The 25,388-nt window shown below is 71.9% G+C and carries 22 protein-coding genes and 1 pseudogene; 11 read left to right on the top strand and 12 right to left on the bottom strand.

Annotated elements, in window-relative coordinates; translation table 11 throughout:
- The first annotated feature begins 12 nt into the window (after positions 1 to 12).
- From ACIBJF_RS15035 to ACIBJF_RS15020, 4 genes are all read left to right on the top strand, one after another.
- Positions 13 to 768: a (Fe-S)-binding protein gene (locus tag ACIBJF_RS15035; protein WP_399174136.1), complete on the top strand. Its 756-nt coding sequence runs from the start codon at positions 13 to 15 to the stop codon at positions 766 to 768.
- Positions 765 to 2,243 (top strand): LutB/LldF family L-lactate oxidation iron-sulfur protein, encoded by a 1,479-nt coding sequence (locus tag ACIBJF_RS15030; protein WP_399174135.1) that lies wholly within the window; start codon positions 765 to 767, stop codon positions 2,241 to 2,243. Before ACIBJF_RS15035 ends, ACIBJF_RS15030 begins: the two co-directional genes overlap by 4 nt.
- Complete coding sequence (locus tag ACIBJF_RS15025; protein WP_399174134.1) at positions 2,240 to 2,881, top strand: lactate utilization protein C; 642 nt, start codon at positions 2,240 to 2,242, stop codon at positions 2,879 to 2,881. The genes ACIBJF_RS15030 and ACIBJF_RS15025 overlap by 4 nt, the downstream gene beginning before the upstream one ends.
- A 124-nt stretch (positions 2,882 to 3,005) precedes the next feature.
- Entirely contained in the window at positions 3,006 to 4,160 is a 1,155-nt protein-coding gene (locus tag ACIBJF_RS15020; protein WP_399174133.1) for a betaine/proline/choline family ABC transporter ATP-binding protein, read from the top strand.
- Positions 4,161 to 4,175: 15 nt separating this feature from the next.
- Here ACIBJF_RS15020 and ACIBJF_RS15015 read toward each other — a convergent pair whose 3' ends face one another.
- The 4 genes from ACIBJF_RS15015 to ACIBJF_RS15000 form a co-directional block, all read right to left on the bottom strand.
- Positions 4,176 to 5,111: an ABC transporter substrate-binding protein gene (locus tag ACIBJF_RS15015; RefSeq protein ID WP_399174132.1), complete on the bottom strand. Its 936-nt coding sequence runs from the start codon at positions 5,109 to 5,111 to the stop codon at positions 4,176 to 4,178.
- Positions 5,108 to 5,779: an ABC transporter permease gene (locus ACIBJF_RS15010; protein ID WP_399174131.1), complete on the bottom strand. Its 672-nt coding sequence runs from the start codon at positions 5,777 to 5,779 to the stop codon at positions 5,108 to 5,110. Before ACIBJF_RS15010 ends, ACIBJF_RS15015 begins: the two co-directional genes overlap by 4 nt.
- The gene (locus ACIBJF_RS15005) at positions 5,776 to 6,519 is read right to left on the bottom strand and encodes an ABC transporter permease (RefSeq protein WP_399174130.1); all 744 of its coding nucleotides are present in this window, start codon (positions 6,517 to 6,519) and stop codon (positions 5,776 to 5,778) included. Before ACIBJF_RS15005 ends, ACIBJF_RS15010 begins: the two co-directional genes overlap by 4 nt.
- 145 nt (positions 6,520 to 6,664) lie before the next feature.
- Positions 6,665 to 7,255 (bottom strand): TetR/AcrR family transcriptional regulator, encoded by a 591-nt coding sequence (locus ACIBJF_RS15000; protein WP_399174129.1) that lies wholly within the window; start codon positions 7,253 to 7,255, stop codon positions 6,665 to 6,667.
- 154 nt (positions 7,256 to 7,409) lie between these two features.
- Here ACIBJF_RS15000 and ACIBJF_RS14995 point away from each other — a divergent pair, with 154 nt between their 5' ends.
- The 4 genes from ACIBJF_RS14995 (at position 7,410) to ACIBJF_RS14980 (ending at position 11,341) form a co-directional block, all read left to right on the top strand.
- A complete protein-coding gene (locus ACIBJF_RS14995; RefSeq protein WP_399174128.1) occupies positions 7,410 to 8,267 on the top strand; it encodes an AAA family ATPase in 858 nt (285 codons plus the stop codon).
- Complete coding sequence (locus ACIBJF_RS14990; protein WP_399174127.1) at positions 8,264 to 9,619, top strand: VWA domain-containing protein; 1,356 nt, start codon at positions 8,264 to 8,266, stop codon at positions 9,617 to 9,619. Before ACIBJF_RS14995 ends, ACIBJF_RS14990 begins: the two co-directional genes overlap by 4 nt.
- A 46-nt stretch (positions 9,620 to 9,665) precedes the next feature.
- Positions 9,666 to 10,640, top strand: a complete 975-nt coding sequence (locus ACIBJF_RS14985; RefSeq protein WP_399174126.1) for a pyridoxal-phosphate dependent enzyme — start codon at positions 9,666 to 9,668, stop codon at positions 10,638 to 10,640.
- Positions 10,641 to 10,774: 134 nt separating this feature from the next.
- Entirely contained in the window at positions 10,775 to 11,341 is a 567-nt protein-coding gene (locus ACIBJF_RS14980; protein ID WP_399174258.1) for a GNAT family N-acetyltransferase, read from the top strand.
- Positions 11,342 to 11,548: 207 nt separating this feature from the next.
- On the opposite strand, the gene ACIBJF_RS14975 is transcribed toward ACIBJF_RS14980, so the two are convergent.
- Positions 11,549 to 11,938 (bottom strand): hypothetical protein, encoded by a 390-nt coding sequence (locus ACIBJF_RS14975; RefSeq protein WP_399174125.1) that lies wholly within the window; start codon positions 11,936 to 11,938, stop codon positions 11,549 to 11,551.
- 895 nt (positions 11,939 to 12,833) lie between these two features.
- Between ACIBJF_RS14975 and ACIBJF_RS14970 the strand changes: the two genes are divergently transcribed.
- A complete protein-coding gene (locus ACIBJF_RS14970; RefSeq protein ID WP_399174124.1) occupies positions 12,834 to 13,478 on the top strand; it encodes an RNA polymerase sigma factor in 645 nt (214 codons plus the stop codon).
- Positions 13,475 to 13,699, top strand: coding sequence for a hypothetical protein (locus tag ACIBJF_RS14965; RefSeq protein ID WP_399174123.1), 225 nt, complete (start codon positions 13,475 to 13,477; stop codon positions 13,697 to 13,699). Before ACIBJF_RS14970 ends, ACIBJF_RS14965 begins: the two co-directional genes overlap by 4 nt.
- Positions 13,700 to 13,831: 132 nt before the next feature.
- Here ACIBJF_RS14965 and ACIBJF_RS14960 read toward each other — a convergent pair whose 3' ends face one another.
- Together ACIBJF_RS14960 and ACIBJF_RS14955 are read right to left on the bottom strand one after the other, a co-directional pair.
- On the bottom strand, positions 13,832 to 14,827 hold the full coding sequence (locus tag ACIBJF_RS14960) for a collagen binding domain-containing protein (protein WP_399174122.1): 996 nt from the start codon (positions 14,825 to 14,827) through the stop codon (positions 13,832 to 13,834).
- A gap of 5 nt (positions 14,828 to 14,832) precedes the next feature.
- Positions 14,833 to 15,665, bottom strand: a pseudogene (locus tag ACIBJF_RS14955) (MFS transporter); the annotation flags it as partial.
- Positions 15,666 to 15,795: 130 nt separating this feature from the next.
- Here ACIBJF_RS14955 and ACIBJF_RS14950 point away from each other — a divergent pair.
- Positions 15,796 to 16,761, top strand: coding sequence for a pirin family protein (locus ACIBJF_RS14950; RefSeq protein WP_399174121.1), 966 nt, complete (start codon positions 15,796 to 15,798; stop codon positions 16,759 to 16,761).
- Between the two features lie 394 nt (positions 16,762 to 17,155).
- Here ACIBJF_RS14950 and ACIBJF_RS14945 read toward each other — a convergent pair whose 3' ends face one another.
- The 5 genes from ACIBJF_RS14945 to fdh all read right to left on the bottom strand — a co-directional run bounded on the left by ACIBJF_RS14945 (position 17,156) and on the right by fdh (position 25,012).
- Positions 17,156 to 18,145 (bottom strand): cytochrome d ubiquinol oxidase subunit II, encoded by a 990-nt coding sequence (locus ACIBJF_RS14945; protein ID WP_399174120.1) that lies wholly within the window; start codon positions 18,143 to 18,145, stop codon positions 17,156 to 17,158.
- A complete protein-coding gene (locus ACIBJF_RS14940) occupies positions 18,142 to 19,557 on the bottom strand; it encodes a cytochrome ubiquinol oxidase subunit I (RefSeq protein WP_399174119.1) in 1,416 nt (471 codons plus the stop codon). The genes ACIBJF_RS14945 and ACIBJF_RS14940 overlap by 4 nt, the downstream gene beginning before the upstream one ends.
- Positions 19,558 to 19,677: 120 nt before the next feature.
- The gene (nrfD, locus tag ACIBJF_RS14935; protein ID WP_399174118.1) at positions 19,678 to 20,706 is read right to left on the bottom strand and encodes an NrfD/PsrC family molybdoenzyme membrane anchor subunit; all 1,029 of its coding nucleotides are present in this window, start codon (positions 20,704 to 20,706) and stop codon (positions 19,678 to 19,680) included.
- A complete protein-coding gene (locus ACIBJF_RS14930) occupies positions 20,703 to 21,722 on the bottom strand; it encodes a 4Fe-4S dicluster domain-containing protein (protein ID WP_399174117.1) in 1,020 nt (339 codons plus the stop codon). Before ACIBJF_RS14930 ends, nrfD begins: the two co-directional genes overlap by 4 nt.
- Positions 21,719 to 25,012 (bottom strand): formate dehydrogenase, encoded by a 3,294-nt coding sequence (fdh, locus tag ACIBJF_RS14925; RefSeq protein ID WP_399174116.1) that lies wholly within the window; start codon positions 25,010 to 25,012, stop codon positions 21,719 to 21,721. The genes ACIBJF_RS14930 and fdh overlap by 4 nt, the downstream gene beginning before the upstream one ends.
- Positions 25,013 to 25,388 lie beyond the last annotated feature (376 nt).

Below are 25,388 nucleotides of genomic sequence, written 5' to 3'. Positions count from 1 at the left end.
CGAGGAGCCGCGATGCGTGTCGCCCTGTTCCTGACCTGTGTCAACGACACGCTCTATCCGGACACCGGCCGTGCCGTGGTGAAGCTGCTGACCAGACTGGGTGTCGACGTCGACTTCCCGATGGGTCAGAGCTGCTGCGGGCAGGCCCACTACAACACCGGTTACCGGCATGAGGCCGAACCACTGGCCCGGCACTTCTCCGATGTCTTCCGCGAGTACGACGCGATCGTCACCCCCTCCGGATCCTGCGGGGCGATGGTGCGGGAGCTGTATCCGCGGATGGGCGAGCGGGCGCGTGCCGAGGGGCGGGGGGACTCACTGGCCCGGACGCTGGCGCCGGTGGTGCCGAAGACGTACGAGCTGACCGAGTTCCTGGTGGACGTGCTGGGCGTGACGGACGTCGGAGCCTATTACCCGCACAAGGTCACCTATCACCCCACCTGCCACGGCCTGCGCGGGCTCGGGCTCGGTGACCGGCCGCGCCGCCTGCTCCAGGCGGTCAAGGGCCTGGAGCTGGTCGAGCTGCCGGGCGCCGAGGAGTGCTGCGGGTTCGGGGGCACGTTCGCGCTCAAGAACGCCGAGGTCTCGGCGGCCATGGGCACGGACAAGGTCCGCAACGCCGAGTCGACGGGCGCGCAGGTGCTGTGCGCGGCGGACAACTCGTGCCTGATGCACATCGGCGGCACGATGAGCCGGCTGCACACGGACATGCGGCCGGTCCACATCGCGGAGATCCTGGCGAGCACGGAGGAGGAACCGGCGGTATGAGCGGAACGTTCGTCGGCATGCCGGCCTTTCCGAAGGCGGCGCACGACGCCCTGGGCAACACCACCCTGCGGGGCAACCTGCGGCACGCCACGCACACCATCCGCGCCAAACGGGCCCGCGCGGTGGCCGAGTTGGACGACTGGGCGGCGCTGCGCGAGGCGGGCCGCCGGATCAAGGACCACACCCTGCGCCACCTCGACCGCTATCTGGTGCAGCTGGAGGAGTCGGTCACGGCGGCGGGCGGTACGGTCCACTGGGCCGCCGACGCCGACGAGGCCAACCGGATCGTCGCCGAACTCGTCCGGGAGACCGGCGAGTCGGAGGTCGTCAAGGTCAAGTCGATGGCCACTCAGGAGATCGGGCTCAACGAGGCCCTGCTCGAAGAGGGCATCCACGCCTACGAGACCGATCTCGCCGAACTCATCGTGCAGCTGGGCAAGGACCGGCCCTCACACATCCTGGTGCCCGCCATCCACCGCAACCGGGGCGAGATCCGGGACATCTTCCGCTCGGAGATGGGCGAGTGGGGCCGTCCCGCCCCCGAGGGCCTGACCGACACCCCCGCCGAACTCGCCGAGGCCGCCCGGCTGCACCTGCGGGAGAAGTTCCTGCGCGCCAAGGTCGGCATCTCCGGCGCCAACTTCATGGTCGCCGAGACCGGCACCCTCGTCGTCGTCGAGTCCGAGGGCAACGGCCGGATGTGCCTGACCCTGCCGGAGACGCTGATCTCGGTCGTCGGCATCGAGAAGATCGTGCCGACCTGGCGGGACCTGGAGGTCTTCCTGCAGACCCTCCCCCGCTCCTCCACCGCCGAACGCATGAACCCGTACACGTCGATGTGGACCGGCACCACGGACGGCGACGGCCCCGGCACCTTCCACCTCGTCCTGCTCGACAACGGCCGCACCGACACCCTCGCCGACCAGGTCGGCCGCCAGGCCCTGCGCTGCATCCGCTGCTCGGCCTGCCTGAACGTGTGCCCGGTGTACGAGCGGGCGGGCGGCCACGCCTACGGCTCGGTGTATCCGGGCCCGATCGGCGCGATCCTCAGCCCTCAACTCCGGGGCACGGCAAGCGAGATCGACGCCTCACTGCCGTACGCGTCGAGTCTGTGCGGGGCCTGCTACGAGGTGTGCCCGGTCGCCATCGACATCCCCGAGGTACTGGTGCATCTGCGCGAGCGGGTCGTGGAGGGCGGCCCGGCCGTGCGGCAGGGCAACAAGGTGGTGCTGAAACCGGCCAAGGGACACGCCGCCGAACGGGCGGCCATGCGCGCGGCACGCTGGGCGTTCACCCACCCCGGCGCCCTGCGCACCGGCCAGCGCCTCGCCTCCCGCACCCGCCGGCTGCACCCCCGTACCCTGCCGGGCCCGGGCAGGGCGTGGAGCGGCACCCGGGACCTGCCCGCCGTACCGGCGGAACCCTTCCGGGACTGGTGGCAGCGCACCCGCGGTGGAAAGGACGAAACCAAGTGAGCAGCAGGGAACGGATCCTGGGCCGGGTACGGCGCGCCCTCGCCGATGTGACCCCGGACGAGCGGCCGTACGAGGAGGCCGTGCCCCGCGACTATCTGCGCGAGCACGGCGCCCGCACGACCGAGGAGACGGTGGAGCTGCTGGCCGCGAACCTGGCGGACTACCGGGCGATCGTGCACCGCAGCGACGCCGAGGAGCTGCCGTATCTCGTCATGCGGCTGCTGAACGAGCACGGCTCCCAGGAGGTGCTCGTGCCGCCCGGGCTGCCGCCGGAGTGGATGTCCGCCGCGGACCCCGTGCGGATCCACGACCGGGCGGTGAGCACGCCGCAACGGCTGGACCAAGTGGACAGCGTGGTGACAGGTTGTGCCGTGGCGATCGCCGAGACCGGCACGATCGTCCTGGACGGCTCCCCCGACCAGGGCCGGCGCCGTATCTCGCTCATCCCGGACCACCACGTCTGTGTCGTGCGGGTCCCGGACCAGGTGGTCTCCTCCATCCCGCAGGCCCTCGAACGCCTCGATCCCGCCCGCCCCTTGACCTGGATCTCCGGCCCGTCGGCCACCAGCGACATCGAACTGGACCGGGTGGAGGGCGTGCACGGCCCGCGCACGCTGGAAGTGATCCTGCTGAGCTGACCGGGCGAGGGACCCACCTGCTCCGGCCGGCGGCGCGCCGGTGTGGTCCGAACGGGTGCGGCCCGCGCCACCCGGCGGGGGCCACCGCCGCGCGCCTCGTACACGGCCCCGATAGCGTGCGGACATGATCCGGTTCGAGCAGGTCACCAAGCGGTACCCGGACGGTACGACGGCGGTGGACGACCTCTCCTTCGAGGTGGCCGAGGGCGAACTCGTCACGTTCGTCGGGCCGTCCGGGTGCGGCAAGACGACGACCGTGATGATGGTCAACCGGCTCATCGAGCCGACCTCCGGCCGGATCTTCGTCGACGGCGAGGACATCGCCTCGGTCGACCCGGTGCGACTGCGCCGCCGCATCGGCTACGTCATCCAGCAGGTGGGCCTCTTCCCGCACCGCACGGTTCTGGACAACACCGCGACCGTGCCCGCGCTGCTCGGCTGGAAGCGGGCGAAGGCGCGGGCGCGGGCCGCCGAGCTGCTGGACCTGGTGGGACTCGACCCGAAGACGTACGGGCCGCGCTACCCGGAGCAGCTGTCCGGCGGACAGCGGCAGCGGGTCGGGGTGGCGCGGGCCCTCGCGGCGGACCCACCGGTGCTGCTGATGGACGAGCCGTTCGGCGCCGTCGACCCGGTGGTGCGCGAGCAGTTGCAGGACGAGTTCCTGCGGATGCAGGCCGCGGTGCGCAAGACCGTGCTGCTGGTCACGCACGACATCGAGGAGGCGGTACGGCTCGGGGACCGGATCGCCGTGTACGGGCAGGGCCGGATCGAGCAGTTCGACACGCCCGGCGCGGTGCTCGGGGCGCCCGCGACCCCGTACGTCGCCTCCTTCGTGGGCGCCGACCGGGGGCTGAAGCGGCTCTCGGTCACCGCGATCGAGCCGGACGACCTTCAGCAGCCGCCCGTGGCCCGCCCGGACGAACCGGCCGAACGGGCAGCCGAGCGGCTGCGGGCGGAGGGCGCCCGGTGGGCCGTCGTCCTCGACGCGCACGGCGATCTGCGCGGCTGGGCCGGCATCGACGAACTGGCGCGGGGCGGGACGGTCGCGGACGTCACCCACCGGATGACCGCGTGGGTGCCGGTCGGCGCGCCGCTCAAGCAGGCGTTCGGGATGATGCTGCAGTACGACGCCGGGTGGGTCGCGGTGCTGGACGGCGCGCGCTTCCTCGGCGTGCTCACCCCGGCGAAGCTGCACGAGGCGCTGCGCCGCTCGGTGGACGCGGACGCGCGGGGCGTGGCGCGGGGTCAGGTGCCGTTCGACTCGGTGGCGGACGCGTAGGACACCGGCCGCGCGTCACTTCAGCAGTCCTTTGTCCTTCAGGTAGGCGCGGGCCACGTCGGCGGGCAGCCGGCGCCAGCTGTCGACCTGCTCGTTCATGGCGGCCAGGTCGCGTGTGGTGAGGACGTCGTCGAGCTTGCCCAGCGCCTTCGCCACCCCCGCGCCGCCGGCCCGGGAGCGGTTGACCACCGGGACCACGTAGTCGGCGTTCTGCAGGTGTCTGTCGTCGGCGAGCAGGACCAGGCCGAAGGAGTCGAGGGTGGCGTCCGTGGTGGTAGTCAGCACCATCTGGTCCCGGCCCTCCTGCACGGCCCGCTTGGCCTGTGTGGTGCCGACGCCCTTGGGGTCGACGCCGGTGATGTCGATGCCGTACACCTTCTTCAGCCCCGGTGCGCAGTAGGGGCGTTGGACGCACTCGTCGCCGGCCGCGAGGCGCACCCCCAGCTTCGACGCGCCGAGGTCGCTGAGGGTCTTCAGGCCATACCGGCGGGCGTAGTCCGCGCGCACCGCGAAGGCGTTCTGGTCGATCGCGCGGCCGGGCGGGAGGACGGTGAGGCCGCGGGGCGTGGCGAGTCGGCGCAGGGCGGTCATCGTCCTGCCGAGGTCGGGGGAGCCGACGGGCGCGGCGCCGGCGCCGTGGGTCTTGGCGTTCAGCCAGTCGGCGAAGGTGGCCGCGTACTCGGGGACGATGTCGATCTGGCCGGATTCCAGGGCCGGTTCGTACAGCTCCCGGTTGTTGACGGTGAGCAGGGACGTCTTGTAGCCGGCCTGGTTCAGCAGCCGGGCGTACAGCTGGGCGAGCAGATCGCTCTCGGTGAAGCCGGCCGAGCCGATGGTCAGGTGGTGGCTGTCGCCGGGGGACGCGGTGACCTGGCCGCGGTCCTCCAGGGAAGGCCCGGTGGTGCAGGCGGTGACCGTGAGCAGCGTGACGACTGTGCGGGCTGCCCTCATCGGCCACCCCGCGCCCACCGTGGTGCCAGCCGCTCGGCGATCTCGAAGACGCCCTCGACGACGAGCGCGAACACGGCGACGAGCAGGGCGCCCGCGACCACCTGGGGCGTACTGGCGAGGTTGAATCCGGCGGTGATGATCCGTCCGAGCCCGCCGCCGCCCGCGAGCGCGGCGATGGTGGCGGTGGCGATGAGCTGGACGGCGGCGATCCGCGCCCCGTTCAGGACCATCGGCAGCGCGAGGGGCAGCTCCACCCGCAGCAGCAGCTGCCGTCCGGTCATCCCCATGCCCCGGGCCGCCTGTACGACGTCGCGGTCGACCTCGCGCATGCCGACGTAGGCGTTGGTGAGCAGCGGCGGGACGGCGAACAGCACCAGGGCCACCACGGTGGGCCCCTCCGCCCACCTGCCGACCGGGGTGAGGAGCAGCAGGACCAGGACGGCGAACGTGGGCACGGCCCGGCCGATGTTGGAGATGTTCACGGCGAGCGCGCCGCCCTTGCCGAGGTGGCCGAGGACCAGGGCGACGGGCAGCGCGATCAGACAGCTGAGGAGCAGGCAGACGGCGGTGAGCATCAGGTGCTGGAGCAGCCGGTGCCGGACGCCGTCGTCACCCGACCAGTGCGCGGGGTCGGTGAGCCAGTGCCAGGTCGCGTCGAGCGTGCTCATGCACGGCCCTCCTTCACCCCGAGGAGCCTTGGGCGCCGCCTCCCTCGTACGGCGGGCGCCCGTGCGCGGCCCGCCCTGGTCCACGGCGTGATCAGCCACTGCACGCCCAGCAGGAACAGGTCGGCGGTGACGGCGATCAGCACGCAGAGCACGGACGCGGTGAGCACCTGGGCCTTGAAGTAGGTGTTCATGCCCGCGTAGATGAGGTTGCCGAGCCCGCCGAAGCCGACGATCGCGCCGACCGTGACCAGGGAGACCGCCGAGACGGTGGCGATGCGCAGGCCGGCCATCGCGGCGGGCAGGGCGAGGGGCAGTTCCACGGTGAGCAGCAGGCGGACCGGACCGTAGCCGAGGCCGCGCGCGGCCTGCCGGGTCTCCTCGGGCACGGCGCGCAGGCCCGCGAGGATGTTCCGGACGAGCAGCGTCAGCGAGTACAGCACGAGTCCGGCGACGACGAGGGTGGCGGAGAGCCCGTACAGGGGCAGGAGCAGGGAGAACATGGCGAGCGACGGGATGGTGTAGAGGATCGTCGTCACGGCGAGCACCGGCCCGGCCGCCCAGCCCCAGCGGCGGGCCAGCACCGCGAGCGGCAGCGCGATGGCCAGCCCGATGAGGACCGACAGGACGGTCAGCTGGAGGTGCTGCGCGACCGCGTCGAGGAGGATCCGGCGGCGGGTGCTCAGATAGGCGCCGCAGATCCACTCGTTGCGCGCGAGGCAGTCGTCCGGGGGCGCGGTCACGGTCTCATTGGACCGGGCGAGCGAGGGAGGCGGCGCGTTGGGCTGGCCCGTACGGGGGGCTCTGTACGGGCCGGTGGGGTCGGGGCGCGCTCCGTACGGGCCGGTGGGATCGGGGGCTCTCCGTACGGGCCGGTGGGGTCGGGGGCTAGTTCATCCCCGCCGCGTCCAGCAGCGCCGTCACCGTCGCCGTGGCGAGACCGTCGTCCAGCTTCTCGACCTTCGCGCCCGCGCGGGCGCTGGCCCCGTCGAAGACCAGCAGCAGCTGGCGGGCGAGCAGCTTGGGCTCGCGGGCGCCGCCGCGCTCCGCCTCGGCGCGGAAGGCCTCGGCCAGCCGCTGCTTGACGCCCCGGGCGACTTCGGTCGCCGGGTGCTCGGGGTTCTTCAGCTCCACCAGGACGGCCAGGTAGGGGCAGCCGTGGTAGTCGGCGGCCGCGGAGGCCTGCTCCAGCCGTTCGAAGACGTACAGGATCCGCTCGCGTGGTGTGGCGGTCTCCGCGTCGGGGTGTGCGAGCTGGGCGTCGTACCACGGGATGCGCCGTTCCAGGCTCGCCGCCAGCATCGCGTCCTTGCTGTCGAAGAACTGGTACATCGACCGCTTGGAGACACCCGCCTCCCGGCACAGCGCCTCGATGCCGACGGAGACGCCCTCGCGGTAGGAGAGCCGGGCGGCCGCGTCGAGCAGCCGGTCGCGCGGGGACGCCTTGTCCGGCGGGGACGCCTTGTCTGTGGAGGCCATGCGGCGAGGTTAACCCGAGGCGCGGACGATTGGAAACCGATCGGTGTATATCGCTCGGCGTGGCCGCCGTCTCCATCGAATCCACGTGACACAGGCACTGAACAAGCGCTTAGATAGGAGTCCGGACACCACTCCCGACCCGCCGGAGGCCCCGTTGTTCACGTCCGTCGACGACGTCTCCGCCCGCCTCGCCGAGACCGGCTACCTCGCCTCGCCCGCCGTCGCCACGACCGTCTTCCTCGCAGACCGGCTGGGCAAGCCGCTGCTGGTGGAGGGCCCCGCCGGAGTCGGCAAGACCGAGCTGGCCAAGGCCGTCGCCCAGGTCGCCGACGCCCGGCTGGTCCGGCTCCAGTGCTACGAGGGCGTCGACGAGTCCCGGGCGCTGTACGAGTGGAACCACGCCAAGCAGCTGCTGCGGATCAGCGCGGGCCGCGACGAGAGCTGGGACGAGACCCGCACCGACATCTTCAGCGAGGAGTTCCTGCTCCCCCGCCCGCTGCTGACCGCCATCCGCGGGGACGAGCCGACGGTGCTGCTGATCGACGAGACCGACAAGGCCGACGTCGAGATGGAGGGGCTGCTGCTGGAGGTGCTCAGCGACTTCCAGATCACGGTCCCGGAGCTGGGCACGGTCACCGCGACCCGGCGCCCGTTCGTCGTCCTCACCTCCAACGCCGGCCGGGAGCTGTCCGAGGCGCTGCGCCGGCGCTGTCTGTTCCTGCACATCGGCTTCCCCGAGGAGGAGCTGGAGCGGCGGATCGTACGGCTGAAGGTGCCGGGGCTCGACGCGGCGCTGGCCGAGTCGGTGGTCCGGGTGGTCGGGGCGCTGCGCGCGATGGACCTGCGCAAGGCGCCGTCCGTCGCGGAGACCATCGACTGGGCGCGCACCCTGCTGGCGCTGGGCGCCGACACCCTGGACGAGACGGTCGTCCGGGACAGCCTCGGAGTGATCCTCAAGCATCAGGACGACATCCAGAAGGCGGCGGCGAAGCTCGACCTGGACGCGCTGTGACCGCCGTCGCCGAGCGGATCACCGGGCTGGTCGGGGCGTTGCGCGCACACGGCGTGCGGATCGGCACCGGCGAGACCGTGGACGCGGCCCGGGCCGCGAAGGCACTGGGGCTTGCCGACCGCGAACGACTGCGCGAGGGGCTGGCCGCGACGCTGCTGCACGGCCCCGGTCAGCGGGCGGTGTTCGACCCGGTCTTCGACCTGTACTTCCCGCGCGGGGTCGGCGGCCCGGGCGACGGCGGACCCGCCGACCGCGAGGCGCTGCGCGACCAGCTGGCCGAGGCCCTGGCGGCGGACGACCGCGCCCTGATGGCCCGGTTGGCGGTGGACGCGGTCGACGCCCTCGGCGGCTACGGCAGTTCACCCGGCTCGGACGGCTGGTCCGCCTACCAGACGCTGGACCGGCTGCGCCCGCAGACCCTGCTGGCGCGGGTGCGCGCGGGCGTCCGGGGCCAAAACGGCAGCGGTGCCGGCTTCGCCGACCGGCTGCTGGACGACGAGATCCGGCACCGCATCGAGCAGTTCCGACGGATGGTCGGAGCCGAGGCGCGGCGCAGGGTCGCCGAGCGGCGCGGGCGGGACGAGATCGCCCGGCGCGGCGTCGTACCGACCGCGGACCGGGTGGACTTCCTGTACGCGAACCGGAACCAACTGGCCGAGCTGCGCAGGGCGGTTCAGCCGCTCGCGCGCAAACTGGCCACCAGGCTCGCCGCGCGCCGGCGCCGGGCCGCGCGCGGCACCGTCGACCTGCGCCGCACCCTGCGCTCCTCGCTGTCCACGGGCGGGGTGCCGATGCGGCCGGTGCTGCGCCGGCGCCGCCCCGTGCGCCCCGAACTGGTGCTGCTGTGCGATGTGTCCGGCTCGGTGTCCGGATTCTCCGACTTCACGATGCTGCTGGTGCAGGCACTGCACGACCAGTTCAGCAAGATCCGCGTGTTCGCCTTCGTCAACCGGCTCGACGAGGTGACCGGCCTGCTCGACCACGGCCGCGCCGACCCCGACGGCCTCGGCGCCCGCATCCACGCCGAGGCCACGCTCACCGGCTGGCACGGCAGCAGCGACTACGGCGTGGCACTCGGCGAGTTCACCGCGCGGTACGGCGACGCGGTGGGCCCCCGCACGACCGTGTTCGTCCTCGGGGACGCCCGGACGAACATGAGCGACCCGAACCTGGCCGCCGTACGCGAGGTCGCCGGGCGGGCCCGCCGCGTGTACTGGCTGAACCCCGAGCCGCGGGATAGGTGGGGCACCGGCGACTCGGCCGCGCCCGCGTACGCCGAACTGGTCGAGATGCACGAGTGCCGTACGGCCCGCCAGCTCAGCGCGCTGATCGCCCGGCTGCTGCCGGTGTGATCGACTGGTGCCGAACGACCACGACCGGCATCGAAGGACGTACGCCATGGGCCACTCCCCCGTTTCGCTCGGCACCTTCCCCACCCCCGTCGAACCGGCGCCCCGGCTCGCCGCGGCGCTCGGGCTCGGGCCCGAGGACCTGTGGATCAAGCGGGACGACCTGACCGGTCTGGGCGGCGGCGGAAACAAGATCCGGAAACTGGAGTGGACGGTCGGCGCGGCCCTCGCCGAGGGCGCGGACACGCTCGTGACCACGGGCGCCCCGCAGAGCAACCACGCCCGCCTGACCGCCGCCGCGGCCGCCCGGCTTGGCCTGTCCGCCGTCCTCGTCCTGCGCGGCGCACCGGGCGCCTCCCGGTCCGGAAACCTCGCGCTGGACGGCCTGTTCGGGGCGCGGATCGCCTGGGCCGGCGAGGTGGACCAAGCCGGTCTCGACGCGACGGCGGCCGAGGTGTGCGCACGGCTGCGGGCAGGCGGTGCCCGGCCCGCGCTCATCCCGTTCGGCGGATCCGGCGTGCCGGGCGCCCGGGGCTATGTGCGCTGCGGCGAGGAGCTGGACGAACAGGTGCCCCAGCTGCGCACGGTGGTGGTCGCGCTCGGCTCGGGCGGCACCATGGCCGGCCTGGTCGCGGCCCTGGGCGCCGGCTCGGTCCTCGGCGTCGACGTGGGCGCGCTGGCCGACCCGGCCGCTGCGGTGGCGCAGTTCGCGGCGCCGCTCACACCGGACGAGGTCACGCCCGAGGGGCTGCGGGTGCGCCGGGACCAGGTGGGCGCCGGGTACGCGACGCTGACCGAGCCGGTGACCGAGGCGCTCCGGCTCGCCGCCCGCACCGAGGGCCTGGTCCTCGACCCCATCTACACCGGCCGTGCCCTCGCCGGGCTCCGGGCGGCCGTCCGCGACGGTGACGTCCGGCCGGGCGAGAAGACGGTGTTCGTCCACACCGGCGGCCTGCCCGGCCTGTTCGGGCACGCGGACGCGGTCGCCTTCGCGGAGGAGGGGGCGGCGGTCTTCGAGGGATGACGGCTGAGGAGCGTGCCGCTACGGACGGTAAGAGAGCGCGTGCCTGAGCTGGAGGAGAACCTCACCTCGCTCGGGGAGACCGCCGACCGTAGGCTGGCGGACCAGATGTCCCAGCCGATCATCCGAAGGTGACCATGTACGCGACCTCCCTCGGTGCCGACGGCGCCCAGCTGTGTCCCCTCCAGCCGTGGCAGGCCGAGGAGTTCCTCGCCCATGTGGACCGCGGCCGGGAGTTCATCGGCCGGTTCAACGGTCTGCCGGACGTGGTCACGGACGTGGCGTCCGCCCGGGAGTTCCTGACGGCGTACGCCGGGAAGGAGGCGGCCGACGCGGGCCTCATCCGGGGGATCCGGCTCGACGGCACGCTGGTCGGAGCGGTGATCCTGCGCCGGATGGACGTCACGCAGGCAACGGCGGAGGCGGGCTGCTGGCTGGAACCGGCGGCGGTGGGGCGGGGGTTGGTGACCCGGGCCGCGCGTCTGCTCATCGACTGGGCGATCCGGGAGCGCGGCATCCACCGGGTGGAGTGGTGGGTGTCGGCCGGGAACGCGCCCAGCATCGCGGTCGCCCGGCGGCTCGGCATGAGCAAGGAGGCCGTCCTCCGGGAGAGTTACCTGTACCGGGGCGAGCGGCACGACGAGGAGATCTGGTCGGTGCTGGCGTCGGATTGGGTGGAGGGCACGCGCGCCGACGGCGTGTGACGGGCGCCCGTCGATAGCGGCTGTTTCCTGGGGCGGCAAAGGCGGGCGCCGCTCGAAACGGCGTCAGGGGCCGGCTCCTTCAGGGCACCGGCGGGCGCGGTCGCCCAAGGGGCGTGGCGGGTGCGGTGCGCCAGAGCACCGGTGGGCGCGGGGTCCCTTAGATGATCAATTCCAAGGGGTGCCTGCGGAGGGTGTGGGGGTGGGCGGTCAGGCGTCGGGGTCGACTTCGGGGTGCGTGAACCGCACGGGCTTGCCCAGCGACCGGGCGTAGGCGATTTCGGCTCGGGTGCTGTCTCCGATGTAGTCGCCGACTACGAGCACCTCATCAGCGAGCCGGATCTTCGCTCGGTGCAGATCGTCGAGTCGAACCTTCAGCGCCTCGGCCTCGACAGGATCGGACCAAAGTTCGTGCGGCGACTTCATGTCGCAACCCGGCTTGACGACAATCTTTCCGGCTTTGGTCTCCCGCAGATCGGCCTCGGTCATCTCGGCCATGAAACGGGTGGAGCCGCAGATCACGACGATACGCGGGAGGCTCAGCTGCTTCTTCGCGTCGGCGAGTTTCTCCTCGGGGGTGAGCGGTTGCGGGTATGACACTGGTTCCTCCTGGTGGTGTGGTCCAAGGGGTGCCTGCGGAGACGAGAACGAGGGTGTCCAAGATCGTCTTATGGCGAACGACGTGGACACCCTCGCGGCAGCACCCTATGCGACGACCGACGACATGCTGAAAGAGCATCCCGAGCTGGCGCCGTGGCGCCCGCCGGTTGGCATTACGCCCCGTCTGAGCGATGCCGAACTGGTCACCAAAATTGGTCGGACGTTGCCTGCAACCTCGGCCGGGGTCGGACGTCTGTCGGGGTGGAGGCCTCCACTTCGTCCAGCTGTCCGACCCCGAACCACCGAAGGAACCCATGTCCGCACACCGTGCATTCCGACCCGGCCCTGCCCGCAGGCTGCGTGCCGTCCTGGGGGTCTCCGCCGTAGGCGCGGCCTTGGCCGTCGCCGGCACCATCACCGCCCAGGCGGCCCAGGACGGCAACCACGCGACCCCGTCCCCCGCGCCGTCACCGGTCCACACCGCGACCCCCTCCCCGGTGCCCTCGCCGGCCCACAGCGCAACACCGTCCCCCGTGCCCTCGCCGGCCCGCACCGCGGCCCCCTCCCCGGTGCCGTCACCGGTCCGCACCGCGACCCCGTCGCCTGCACCGGCCACTCCAACTCCGGTACCGGCACCGACGCGGGCCACCCCGAGCCCCGTACCGTCGGCCCCCACCCCTGCCACTCCGAGCCCCGTCCCGGCGCCGGCGCGGGCCGGGCACGGTCCGCACCACGGACTCGCCGCACCGGCGCCGGTTCCGCAGCACCGCTGAGCAGCACCACCTGAACAGGGGCCGGAAGCGGGCCGTCGCTCGGCGGCGCTCGCTTCCGGCTCCGGGAGACCCATGACGACAGCCACACCACCGGCGGCCCTGCCTGGGACCGGGCGCCTGGCATGCCTCGACACCCCGCACCCTGGCGGCGGTTCACGCGGGCATGGCGCACCCGCGTCCTCGCCCGTGCCCGTACGGACATGCCCGGCGACGCGGCTCCCGGCGCGGACGCCACCCACACCGGCGCCGTCCGAGCGATCCCCCTCACCGGCGCCGAACAGCCACCGGGAATCGAGGAGTTGTACCACCACCGCCGCCTCGCCCTCGTCCGGCTCGCGGTGCTGCTGGTGGACGACCTGCCCACCGCCGAGGACGTCGTCCAGGACGCCTTCACCGCGCTCTTCCGCCGGCACGGTCACCGGCTCGCCTCGCTCGACGACCCGGAGGCGTACCTGAGGACCAGCGTCGTCAACGCGGCCCGCTCGGTGCTGCGCCGCCGCAGAACCGTACGGGCGCACACCCCGGCTCCCGAGCAGCACGCGCCCGCCCCGGAAGAGGACGTGCTGCTGCACGAGGACCACCGGGAGGTGCTGGCGGCGCTGCGCACGCTGACCCGGCGGCAGCGGGAGGTGCTGGTGCTGCGCTACTGGTCGCATCTGAGCGAGGCCGAGATCGCGGCGACGCTCGGCCTGTCGCGCGGTGCGGTCAAGTCCACGGCCAGCCGGGCCCTGGACGCCCTCGGCCGACGTCTGGAGGTGCTGCGGTGAACGACTCCGGCACCAAGACGGCGCAGACGCCGGTCGAGGAGCGGCTGCGGGCCGCGTTGGCCGCGCGGGCGCAGTCCGTCAGCCCCGGCGACCTGCGGCCGCTGCGCCCGCCGATGGCGGCGGTGCGGACCGGCCGGGTGCTGCTGCGCCGGGTGGTGGTGGGCGCGCTGGCGCTGGCGGCCGTGGCCGCGCTGGTGTTCTTCACGGTGCGCGGCGGTTAGTCCCGTCCGACCGGGCCGGCCCGTTCTCCGCATCCGACGACCGGCACACCGTCCCCCGTTCCGAGTGCGGTGACCCCGTCCACGGCCGAGCCGTCACCGAGCGCGCCGCACCCGTGAGCCGACGGGTGCCGACTACGCCCCGGAGTGCGCGAGTTCGATGTCGTGGTTCTCCACGTCCGTGCCGGCGACGGTCACCCCGGCGGCCCGGGGCGGGTAGCCGGCCGCGATGACTGTGTACGGGCCGCCGTCCAGGTCGGAGAAGGCGTACGCCCCGTCGTCGCCGGTGGTGGCCGTCGCGACGATGTTGCCCGCGGCGTCCAGCAGGGTCACCCGGGCGTCGCCGAGCGGCCCGCCCGCCGCGCGTACGGTGCCGCGCACCTGGGCGCCCGGCCGCAGTTCGGCCTCGACACGGGTGACGCCGGTGCCGTCGATCTCCACGGGCAGGGCGAGCGGCCGATGCTTGGGAGAGCTGACGGCGAGGGTGACCGTGCCCGGCACGAGACCGGTGAGGGTGAACTCGCCCAGCCCGTCGGTCCGTACCGTCGCCAGCACCTCCCCGCGCGCATCGGTGACGACCACCACGGCCCCGGCGACCGGTGCTCCGCCGTCCGCGGCCCGTACCACGCCGGCCAGCCCGGCGGTGCCGCCGAGCAACAGGTCGTACGAGACCGGATGCGCGCCTACGACGACGGTGGCGGCCTGTGGGCGGCGGCCGTCGACGGAGGCGACGAGGACGTACGTCCCCTCCCCCGGCGCGTCGACGGCGTAGCCGCCGTCGTCCCGGGCGACGGCCCGGCCGAGTTGCCGTCCGCCGAGTGAGACCAGGGTGACGGCGGCCCGGCCGACTCCGGCACCGTCGGCCCCGCGCACCTGCCCGTGCACCGGGGTCCCGCCGAAGCCGGCGCCGACGGCCGTCCCGACCGGCGCCGCACCGACAGCCGGTTCCCCGGCTACTCCCGTCGGCACCTCCACCGTCTCCCCCGTTTCCACCGCGACTCCCGCCTCCGGTTGCGTGTCCGCGTCCGTGCCCGTGCGCTGCGCGGCCGCACGGACCCCCGCCGCCGCCCGGCGCGGGATGAACGCGGCGACGAGCAGGGCGAGTACGGCGGCGCCGGAGCCGACGGTCATGACGGGTTGGTGACCAGCACCTGCCGGCGGGCGGTCGTCCGCAGGTCCACCAGCGGCTCGGCGGTGCGCAGTTCGAACAGGCCCCAGGCGAGCAGGACGACGACGGACGCCGCGAACAGCCCGAGGGTCGTACGGCTGCCCCAGCCCCAGTCGGCTCCCTTGGAGACGCCGAGCAGCAGGCACACCAGACCGGCCGCCATGCCGAGCGCACCGGGCAGGTCGAAGCGCCCGCCGGTGCGCACCTTCGACTCGGGGACGAGCAGCAGTACGAGCAGGCCGGCCGCGGCGCCGAGCGCGCCCGAGGTCCAGAACAGCACGTGCCAGTCGAAGTGGTCGGCGATCAGTGCGGCGGCGGGCAGGCCGAGCGCGCCGCCGATGCCTAGGGAGGCGCTCATCAGGGCGGTGGCGGAGGCGAGGCGTTCGGCGGGCAGTTCGTCGCGCATGATGCTGATGCCGAGCGGGATGACACCGGAGGCCAGTCCCTGCAGCGCCCGGCCGACGATCATGGTTCCGAGGCCGTCGCTGAGCGCCGCCGTCACCGAGCCGGCGACCAGCATCAGCAGGCTGGTCAGCAGCATCAGCCGCTTGCCGTACATGTCACCGAGCCGGCCCATCACGGGCGTGGCGACGGCCGCCGCGAGGAGGGTCGCGGTGACCGCCCAGGTCGAGTCGGAGGCGGAGGCGTGCAGCAGCTCGGGCAGTTCGGCACGATCGGGATGACCAGGGTCTGCATCAGCGAGACCACGATCCCGCCGAGGGCCAGCACCGCGACGACGACGTTCGTCCGCGGTACGGCGGACTCCCCCGCCTGGCCGGGCCGGGGCTGCGCATGGGACATGGTCGGGCCTCCATCGGGACGACGCGGTCTGCGCACTCCCTCGAAGGTAAGTCAGTTGATTGACTTAACCAAGGAAAATGCGGGTTTCCGCACTCACCGGTACGCCGCCCGCACCGCTAAGTTGGGCGCCATGAGCAACCTTGACCGCGCGCCGGTGCCCAGCGTCTGCGGCGGCCGCGGATTCGTCGTGGCCGAGCCCGTCCGCGAACTGCTGAGTCCCCGTCAGGTGAGGCTGGGCGAGTCGACCGAGGTGCGCCGGCTGCTGCCGAACCTCGGCCGTCGCATGATCGGCGCGTGGGCCTTCGTCGACCACTACGGGCCGGACGACATCGCCGACGAGCCCGGCATGCAGGTGCCGCCGCATCCGCACATCGGGCTGCAGACGGTCAGCTGGCTGCACGAGGGCGAGGTGCTGCACCGCGACTCGACGGGCAGCCTGCAGACGATCCGGCCCAGGCAGCTGGGCCTGATGACCTCGGGCCGCGGGATCAGCCACTCCGAGGAGAGCCCCCGCCCGCACGCCCGCTTCCTGCACGGCGCACAGCTCTGGGTCGCCCTGCCCGACCAACACCGCCACACCGACCCGGAGTTCGAGTACCACCCGGACCTGCCCACGGTCACCGCGCCCGGCCTGACCGCCACGGTGCTCCTCGGCGACCTGGACGGCTCCGCCTCGCCGGGTACGACGTACACCCCGATCGTGGGCGCCGACCTCGCCCTCACCCGGGACGCCGACGTACGGCTGCCCCTGGAGCCCGACTTCGAGTACGGCGTCCTGGCCATGTCCGGCGAGGTCCACGTGGACGGCGTACCCGTGCTCCCCGGCTCCCTCCTGTACCTCGGCTGCGGCCGCTCCGAACTCCCGCTGCGCGCCGAGTCGAACGCCGGAATCATGCTGCTGGGCGGCGAGCCGTTCGCGGAGGAGCTGCTCATGTGGTGGAACTTCGTCGGCCGGTCTCAGGCGGAGATCGAACAGGCCCGCGAGGACTGGATGAAGGGGACCCGTTTCGGCGAGGTGAAGGGCTACGACGGGGCCCCGCTGGCCGCGCCGGAACTGCCGCCGGTGCCGCTGAAGCCACGCGGAAGGGTGCGCTGAACCGGCGCTTTACACCCAGGGAGCGTCGCCGATCACAACACCGGCGACTGGCTCCCGGAGATGCTGGCGCCGCGCGCGGTGCCGTGTCCACGCTTCCCTAAGGGCTCATGGGTGCGGGGGATGCGCGGAGGGGGATGTCGGGCTGCCGACCATGCGTCGAATGGGGTGGTGACCTGCGCATACATGGACAGGCCCCGGTATCGCGACGTGGGGTGCGGCACCGCTCGCCCTGCAGTCCGCAGCCCCCTTGCCGACCAGGGGCAGCGACGAGTACGAGCCCTTGATCCCGTGTGGTGGGCGCGCCGTGCGCGGTCAGCGGTGTCACCCCGCCGGCATGCTGAGCGCGTCGACGGTCCGGCACAGCTCGGAGCGCTCGGGCGGTGCAACGGCCCTCTCAGCCGAGTTTCCGGCGCAGTTGCAGGACGTAGAGGACCAGGAGCGAGGGGGCGATGAGTGCGGCCGCGACGCAGGAGACCACAACCAGCACCCACAAGGTGGCCGAGGGAGCCGCCGCCTGCTGGATGACCAGATGGGTGCCCAGGAGGTAGGGGTACTGCGCCACGCCCCACCCCGCGACGACTGTGGCGATCGCGGTCGCGGCCATGCCGCGTACGACGACGGTGCGGCTCGTGCGCAACAGCAGCAGTGCGGTGAGACCGCAGAGGGCGGAGACGGCCAGGAGTGGCGCGCCCACGGTGCTCAGTTGGTGGAACAGACGCGGTGAGTCCGAGCGGAGCACGAAGACGCCTGCCAGCGCCACCAGCCCGGCGACGATGGCCGCTGCGAAGGACCGGTCGCGGAACGCCTTCTCCAACTGGTCGTCTCCGCGGCGCTGGGCTTGTCCCGTGAGGAATACGGCGGCGAGATACGCGCAGACCACGACGGCGAGGACACCTCCGAGGACGGATGTCGGGTTGACCCAGCTCGACAGTGGGTCACCGTGTCCGTCGGTGGGCACGCGGCCGGAGGCGATGCCGCCGGCCACGGTGCCGAAGAAGAACGGCGTGAGTACGGATGAACAGGCGAAAGCGGTGCCGCTCAGCTGTTCCGCCCGGCCTTCGGGCAGTGCGTGGCGGAAGGCGAATCCCGCTCCTCTGGTGACGATGCCCAGCGCGGCCAGCCCCAAGGGGATGTACAGCGTCGTGGTGATCGCGGCGAAGGCTTGTGGGAAGCCCGTCCAGAGTGTGACGAGGCAGAAGATGAGCCACGTGTGGTTGGCCTCCCAGACCGGGCTCAGGGAGAGATTGATCAGCTCGCGCGCGTGGCGCCCCCGTTCGGGTCCGCCGGCCGTCAGATCCCAGAAGCCGGCACCGTAGTCCGCCCCGCCGAAGAGTGCGTAGGCGATGACGCCGATGAAGAGGATGGCGGCGATCAGGGTGCTCACCGCTGGTCAGCTCCGTCCGCGTGCTCCCTCACCGCTGGTGCCGGATGGGGACCGTACGGCACCGCGACGGTCTCGGGGTCGTGCTCGGACCACCTTCTGCGCATGGTGCGCAGAACGAGGAGTGCGCCGATGCCCACGCAGAGGTAGATGGCCAGGACGGTGGCGAACAACGGCCACAGGTTGCCCTGGGTCGCCACCGCGTCCCTGGTCAGCAGGACGCCTACGACGGTCCAGGGCTGGCGGCCGACCTCGGTCACCACCCACCCGCTCTCCAAGGAGGCCAGGGCGAACAGCCCGGCCACGGCGGCACCGCGCAGGAACCAGCGGTTCGTGGGCACCTCGCGCCGCCGCCACCAGAGCCAGGCGAACCAGAGGGACAGCAGGAGCAGCAGCGAGGCGGTTCCCACCATGACGTCGAAGGCCAGATGCACGACATTGACCACCGCGTCGTCGGGGCGCACTGCCGCGGGGATCGCGTTCAGGCCGCGGATCGTGGTGGAGGGCCTGAATGCGGCCAAGATCGATGCCACGTCGGGCAGCGGAAGGCCGTAGCGTACCGCGCCGTTGATGATGACACCGCCGAGCGTCTCCGGGACGTGGTCGGCGGTGGAGGGCACGAGTTCGATGGCGGCGAACTTCGCCGGTTCCCGGTCGAACACCTGACGGGCGATCGTGTCGCCCACCAAGAACTGGAGGGGCATCGCGACGGAGGCCACGGTGAAGGGCACGAGGAAACCCAGCCGGTGGTAGCGGTCCTGACGCCCTTTGAGCAGACCCCACGCGTACACCCCGGCGACCATGAAGCCCGCGACGATATACGCCGCGAGCAGCATGTGCACCATTTCCCACCAGAAGGCGCCGTTGAAGAAGACCTTGGACGGGACCACCTCGGTCACCCGGCCATCTCGCACGGTGAAGCCGCCTGGCTGGTTCATCCAGCTGTTCGCCGCGATGACGGCCGCCGTACCGCCGACGCCCGCCAGCGTGACCACGACACCGGTGAGGAAGTGCGGCCACGGTGGCAGCCTTCTCCAGCCGTAGATGTAGATGGCCATGAAGATTGCCTCGAGGAAGAAGAACAGGCCCTCGATGGCGAAGGGAAATCCGAACGCCGCGCCGTAGGGGCCCATGAGCCCGGGCCAGAGCAGACCCAGCTCGAACGTCAGAACCGTGCCCGAGACGGCCCCGACCGCGAACAGTACAGCGGCCACCCGAGACCAGCGTTGCGCCAGGAGCAATGCTTGCTGATCGCCGTACCGCAAGGCGCGAAAGTGGCAGATCAGCATCACGAACGTGAACGCCACTCCGAAGGGCACGATGATGATGTGGAAACCCAGGGTGAACGCCATCTGCTCACGCGCGGGGAGGAGCTGCGGCGGGTCGGCGACCCCGAGCAGGGAGGACATCAGCATGGGTTCTCCTCCCGCCCGGACGGATGAAGCCGGCCACGGCCATGACGATCCGACTCGCCATGCGTTCACCTCGGAACGCTAATCGGCCGAAGCGATCACGACCGCGCGACGCCACCGGCATCAGTCCTCGTTCACCCCTCCGAGAGGGGACTCCAGCCGCTCGCGCTGCGGCTTCACCACGTAGGCAGGATCCTTCGTGGTCCGCACTCCGGCCTCGAAGGTGCCGAAACGCTGCAGCACGCTGCCCGCCAGCAGGGCCAGTCCGCCCACCGCGGCGGCCACGCGGCTGCGCCGGGCAAGCGTCATCGCCGTGACCGCCCCGCCCAGGGTGAGGTACTCGGACGCCTTGCGCAGGTGATGCGGACGGCCGGTGGTGTACGCCTGGGTCACGAAGCCGGGACGCCGGTCGATGAGCCGGGAGGCGACGATCTCGGCCGCCGCGCCGACCGCGGCGAGCCGCCGTGCCGGGCCCGCTTCCGAGACGGGGGCCAGCAGCATGCCGAGGCCGGCGCCGCTGGCCGCGGCGGATCCGGTGAAGACGAACGGCAGCTCACGGTGGGCATCGTTCCACGCGGGCACCGCCGTCTGCGAGAGCAGAGCCGCCGTGTAGGAGGCGACCCCGGGGGCGAGCAGAGCCGCGGACAGCCCGGCCGGGCGAGCGGCGAAGTGCAGCAACCGCCCGGGCGGAGAGGCCCGTACGACTGCGGGCAGCATCTCTGCCGCGGCAGCCAGCGCGCTGCCAGGGCCGTAGGCGACGAGGATCCACGTGCCCACGGACATCGGCGAGCTCGGCTTGGCGACCCTCAGCATGTGGTGGAAGCGCTCAGGCCGGCCGAGATCCGCCACCAGCAGGTACATACTCGCCAGGAGGGCGGCGAAGCCACCGACCCGGCCCGCTCGTCGCAGTTGGGGACGCGCCGTCAGGTCGGCCCCGGCCGCCAGCAGCGCGGCACCGGCCGACAGCCCGCCGGTGAAGAGGTAGGCGGGGATTTTCCACTCCCACACCGGAGGCTTGAGCACCGGACGCCCGTAGTAGGAACGGAACGTCGCACGCGGAACCATGGACTGCTCGCGACCCCCGTCGTCATACTCCTTGCCGAAACGTCGGCCGCCGTGCCGCTCGTGCCGGATCTCCTCCTGCCCACTCATCGCCGCACCCCTCGCACGAAGACGGCGGCCGAGGCAGCCAACAGGGCCGACGCCGCCACGCCCACGTGCTTCCAGATCGACACGAGGTCGCGTGTCGGCACGACCGGGTCGGGTGGCAGCCCGTACACCTCGGGGTCGTCCAGGAGCAGGAAGAAGGCGCCGTCCCCGCCCACCCCGTCCTCGGGATCGCGGCCGTACAACTGAGCCTCGGGCACTCCGGCCTCGTGCAGGGCCGCCAGCCGTCGATCCGCTCTCTCACGCAACTCGTCCAAGGGACCGAATTGGATGGAATCGGTGGGACAAGCCTTGGCACACGCCGGTTCCAGCCCGTCGCGCAGCCTGTCGTAGCACATTGTGCACTTCCAGGCCCGCCCGTCGTCGGGGCGACGGTCGATCACACCGTAGGGACATCCCGACACGCAGTAGCCGCAGCCGTTGCAGATGTCGGGCTGCACCACCACCGTGCCGAACTCCGTACGGAACAGGGCTCCGGTGGGGCACACGTCGAGACATCCGGCGTGCGTGCAGTGCTTGCACACATCCGAGGACATCAGCCAGCGAAACTCCGTCCGGGCCTCCGCTCCCGTGCCGGCGCCGGGCAGGTCGAAGGAGGGAAAGCCCAGATCGACGGGGGCCGTGCCGAGGTCGCCGCCGCCACGCTTGGCGACCTCCAGGGCGTCCGCGACGACCTCGGTCGTCCCCTCCGTCCCGGACGGGCCCACGGGCAGGTCGGTCAGGCCCGCGTCCTGCCGGCCGAGCGGGCGCTCCTGCTCGATGAAGGCCACGTGCCGCCACGAACTGGCGCCCAGCATCCCGGTGTTGTCGAAGGACATGCCCAGCAGGTCGATGCCGTCCTCCGGAACGCCGTTCCACTCCTTGCAGGCGACCTCGCAGGCCTTGCAGCCGATACACACGGACGTGTCGGTGAAGAAGCCCATGCGCGGCGGGTGGTCGCGGTGGCCGGCGTTCCCGGCCGGGTCGGCGAGCGGCCCGTGGAAGCTGTTCTCGCGCGTCATGACGGGTCCTCCGGACGGTCGGGCGATTCGATGTGGGCACGCTCGACGTGGCCGTCGGCGGTCCCGATCCGGGTACCGGTCGCCGTGGTGATGCCGGCCCGGCGGCGGTAATCCGCGACGTACTCGAGCAGCGCCGCGCCCCGCGGGCGCCGGCCCGGTCGTACATCGCAGGTGAGCACCTTGCTCTCCTGGATGAACACGTTCGGGTCGGCCACCACGCCGATCAGGTCGTTGACCACGTCGCCCGTGGTCATGCCTGTCCCACCCCAGTGGTAGGGCATCCAGACCTGGTGGACGACACGGCCGTCAACCCGCAGTGGCGCCATGCGGTCGGTGACGACGACCCGCGCGTCGACCGCCGTCCGGCTGGTGATCACGTGAGCCCATTCGAGGTGCCGCAGATCACGCTCCCGCGCCAGCTCGGGCGAGACCTCGACGAACAGCGCCGGCTGCAGTTCCGCCAGGTACGGCAGCTGTCGGCTCATGGCCCCCGCCGTGTGGTGCTCGGTCAACCGCGCAGCGGTGAACACATAGGGGAACACCTCGGTGTGCGCTTCCGGCGGCGCCGGGTTGGACGGGTTGTCGGGGCGTCCGTAGACCTTGCGCACCGGGTTGCCCTGCTGGCCGTAGAGGAGGTTGCGCATCGGTGACTCGTGCGGCTCGTAGTGCGTGGGCAAGGGGCCGTCGGCGAGGCCGGCCGGTGCGAACAGCCATGCCTTGCCGTCGCGCATCATGATGAAGGCGTCGCTGCCGCCCAGCGCGTCCGGGCCCGACGCGCCCCGGGCAGGCTGGTAGTGCGGCGGTTTGGTCCGCTCGAAGTCCGGAGTGTCGTGGCCGGTCCACTCCCCGGCCTCGGCGTCCCACCACACCAGCTTCTTCCGCTCGCTCCAAGGCCGTCCGTCCGGGTCGGCGGAGGCCCGGTTGTAGAGCACGCGGCGGTTCAGCGGCCAGGTCCAGCCCCACTCCGCGTCGTACGGTCGTGTGTCGGAATGCGGCGTGCGGCGGCGGGCCTGGTTGGTCTCGCCGGCGTACACCCCGCTGTAGATCCAGCAGCCGCAGGCCGTGCTGCCGTCCGCCTTGAGGTCGAAGTAGCCGTCGACCGTGCGGCCCGTGCGCAGGTCGATCCCGTTCATGTGGCGCAGCACGTCCGAGGCGGACGGCTCGTCGCCCTCCGTCTCGTAGTCCCAGGCGAGGTCCAGCACCGGGCGGTCCCTCTCGTCGGTCGAACCAGCCAGACGGTCCTTCAGCCGGAGCCCGAGTTGGTAGAAGAACCACAGCTCGGAACGGCGGTCCCCGGTGGGTTCCACGGCCTGGTCCCGCCACTGCAGCATGCGCTGCGTCTGGGTGAAGGTCCCGGCCTTCTCCACGTGCGACGATGCCGGGAAGAAGAACACCTCGGTGCGGCAGCGCTCGGTGACGATCTCACCGGTCTCGATCTCCGGCGCGTCCTTCCAGAACGTCGCGCTCTCGATCATGCTGAGATCCCGGACGACCAGCCAGTCGAGGTTCGCCATGCCGAGGCGCTGGAGCCGGCCGTGGGCAGAGCCGACCGCGGGATTCTGGCCGAGCAGGAAATACCCGAAGACCTTCCCGTCGACCATGTCCATCACGGTGCGGTACGTACCGTGATCGCCGCTGATCCGGGGCATGTAGTCGAAGCAGTAGTCGTTCGCCGCCGTCGCGGCGTCGCCCCAGTACTCCTTGAGCAGCGACACCATGTAGGCGTCGGCGTCGCCCCAGAAGCCCTTCTGCTGCCGGCCACGGACGGTGTCCAGATAGCCGGCCAGGCTCTCGTGCGTGACGTCGGGCATCGGCAGGTAGCCCGGCAGCAGGTTGAACAGCGTGGGCACGTCCGTGGATCCCTGGATACTGGCGTGGCCGCGCAGCGCGTAGATTCCGCCGCCCGGCCGGCCGATGTTGCCCAGCAGCAGCTGCACGATGGACCCGGCCCGGATGTACTGGGCGCCGACGGAGTGCTGGGTCCATCCGACGCTGTACACCAGGGCGGTGGTCCGCTCCCGGCCGGAGTTCGCCGTCCAGGCCCGGCACACGTCCAGGAACAGCCCCTGCGGCACGCCGCAGATCCGCTCCACCATCTCCGGTGTGTAGCGCGCGAAGTGCCGCTTCAGCACCTGGAAGACGCACCGCCGGTGCTCCAGGGTGGGGTCGGCCTCCATCTCACCGGGACATTCCTCGACGAAGGGGCCCTTGGCGCCGTGCTGGTACGGCTCGGAGGTCTCCTTCGCGTGGTGTCCGGGCCGTTCCTCCGCCTGGACGCTCGCGTACGACCAGCTCGACGCGTCGTAGGCCGCGGTGTGCGGGTCGTAGCCGCTGAACAGCCCGTCCAGGTCCTCCGTGTCCTGGAACCGCTCGTCCACCAGGAAGGACGCGTTCGTGTACGCCCGCACGTACTCGCGGAAGTCCAGGTCGTTACTGAGGACGTGGTTGATCACGCCGCCCAGGAACGCGATGTCGGTGCCGGCCCGGATGGTGACATGCTGGTCCGCGTGCGCGCTGGTGCGGGTGAAGCGCGGGTCGATGTGGATGACCTTCGCGCCGCGCGCCTTGGCCTCGATGACCCACTGGAATCCGACCGGATGGGCCTCGGCCATGTTCGAGCCCATGATGACGATGCAGTCGGTGTTGACCAGGTCCTGAAGGTAGTCGGTGGCACCGCCACGTCCGAGCGAGGCTCCCAGACCGGGAACCGTGGCGGAGTGTCAAATGCGTGCCTGGTTCTCGATCTGCAAGGCGCCCAGGGCCGTGAACAACTTCTTGATGAGGTAGTTCTCCTCGTTGTCCAGCGCCGCGCCGCCGAGGCTGGCCAGGCCCATCGTGCGGCGCAGTGTCCGGCCCTCCTCGTCGGTGTCCTGCCAGCCCTTGCGACGGGCGTCCAGCACCCGGTCGGCCACCATGTCCATGGCCGTCTCCAGGTCCAAGCGCTGCCACTCGGTGCCGTACGGCGGCCGGTACAGGACATACTCCTCGCGCTGCGGGCCCGTGACGAGCTGCTTGCTGGCGGATCCCTTGGGGCACAGGCGGCCGCGGGAGATCGGGCTGTCCGGGTTGCCCTCGATCTGGATGACGCGCTCGTCCTTCACGTACACGCGCTGAGCGCAGCCCACCGCACAGTACGGGCACACCGAGTGCACCATCCGGTCCGCGCTCTTCGTCCGAGAGCCGAGAGCGGCCGAGCGGGACGACTGCGCCGCCTTGCCACGGCCCAGCGGGTCTGTTCCGGTGAGCTGCCGGAACACCGGCCAGGCGTTGACCCAGCGCTTGAAACCCATCCGCCTGCTCCTCTGCACGATCCGCCGCCCGCTCCAGACGCTACCGGTCACGGCACCGCCCGCAAGTCGGGCCCGCGCGGTGCGGCGGCGGCGAACGCAGACGCTCCGGGGCGTCCCTTCAGAAACGGCCCTTGCCCCGATCTCTCAAGTATCCGGTGGGCGTCGCCCCCGTAGACCCATTTGAATTGCCTGATGAAGTGACTCGCGTCCGAGAAACACCAGCGTGCTGCAATCTCGGCGATCCCGGCCGTACTGAGCCTTTCCCGGTAACCGACGGTCGCTGAGGGTGATCGCCTCCGGGAGTCTCGTGGTGTACTCCCAACTCCGGGCAGACGTAAGGCCCCTGGTAGGAACGATCTTGCGACAGAAAGATCCG

This window comes from Streptomyces sp. NPDC050743, assembly GCF_044456925.1.
In the GTDB taxonomy this organism is placed as follows: Bacteria; Actinomycetota; Actinomycetes; order Streptomycetales; family Streptomycetaceae; genus Streptomyces.
Note: the sequence above shows the minus strand (reverse complement) of the source record. Positions and strands in the feature narration are given on the sequence as shown.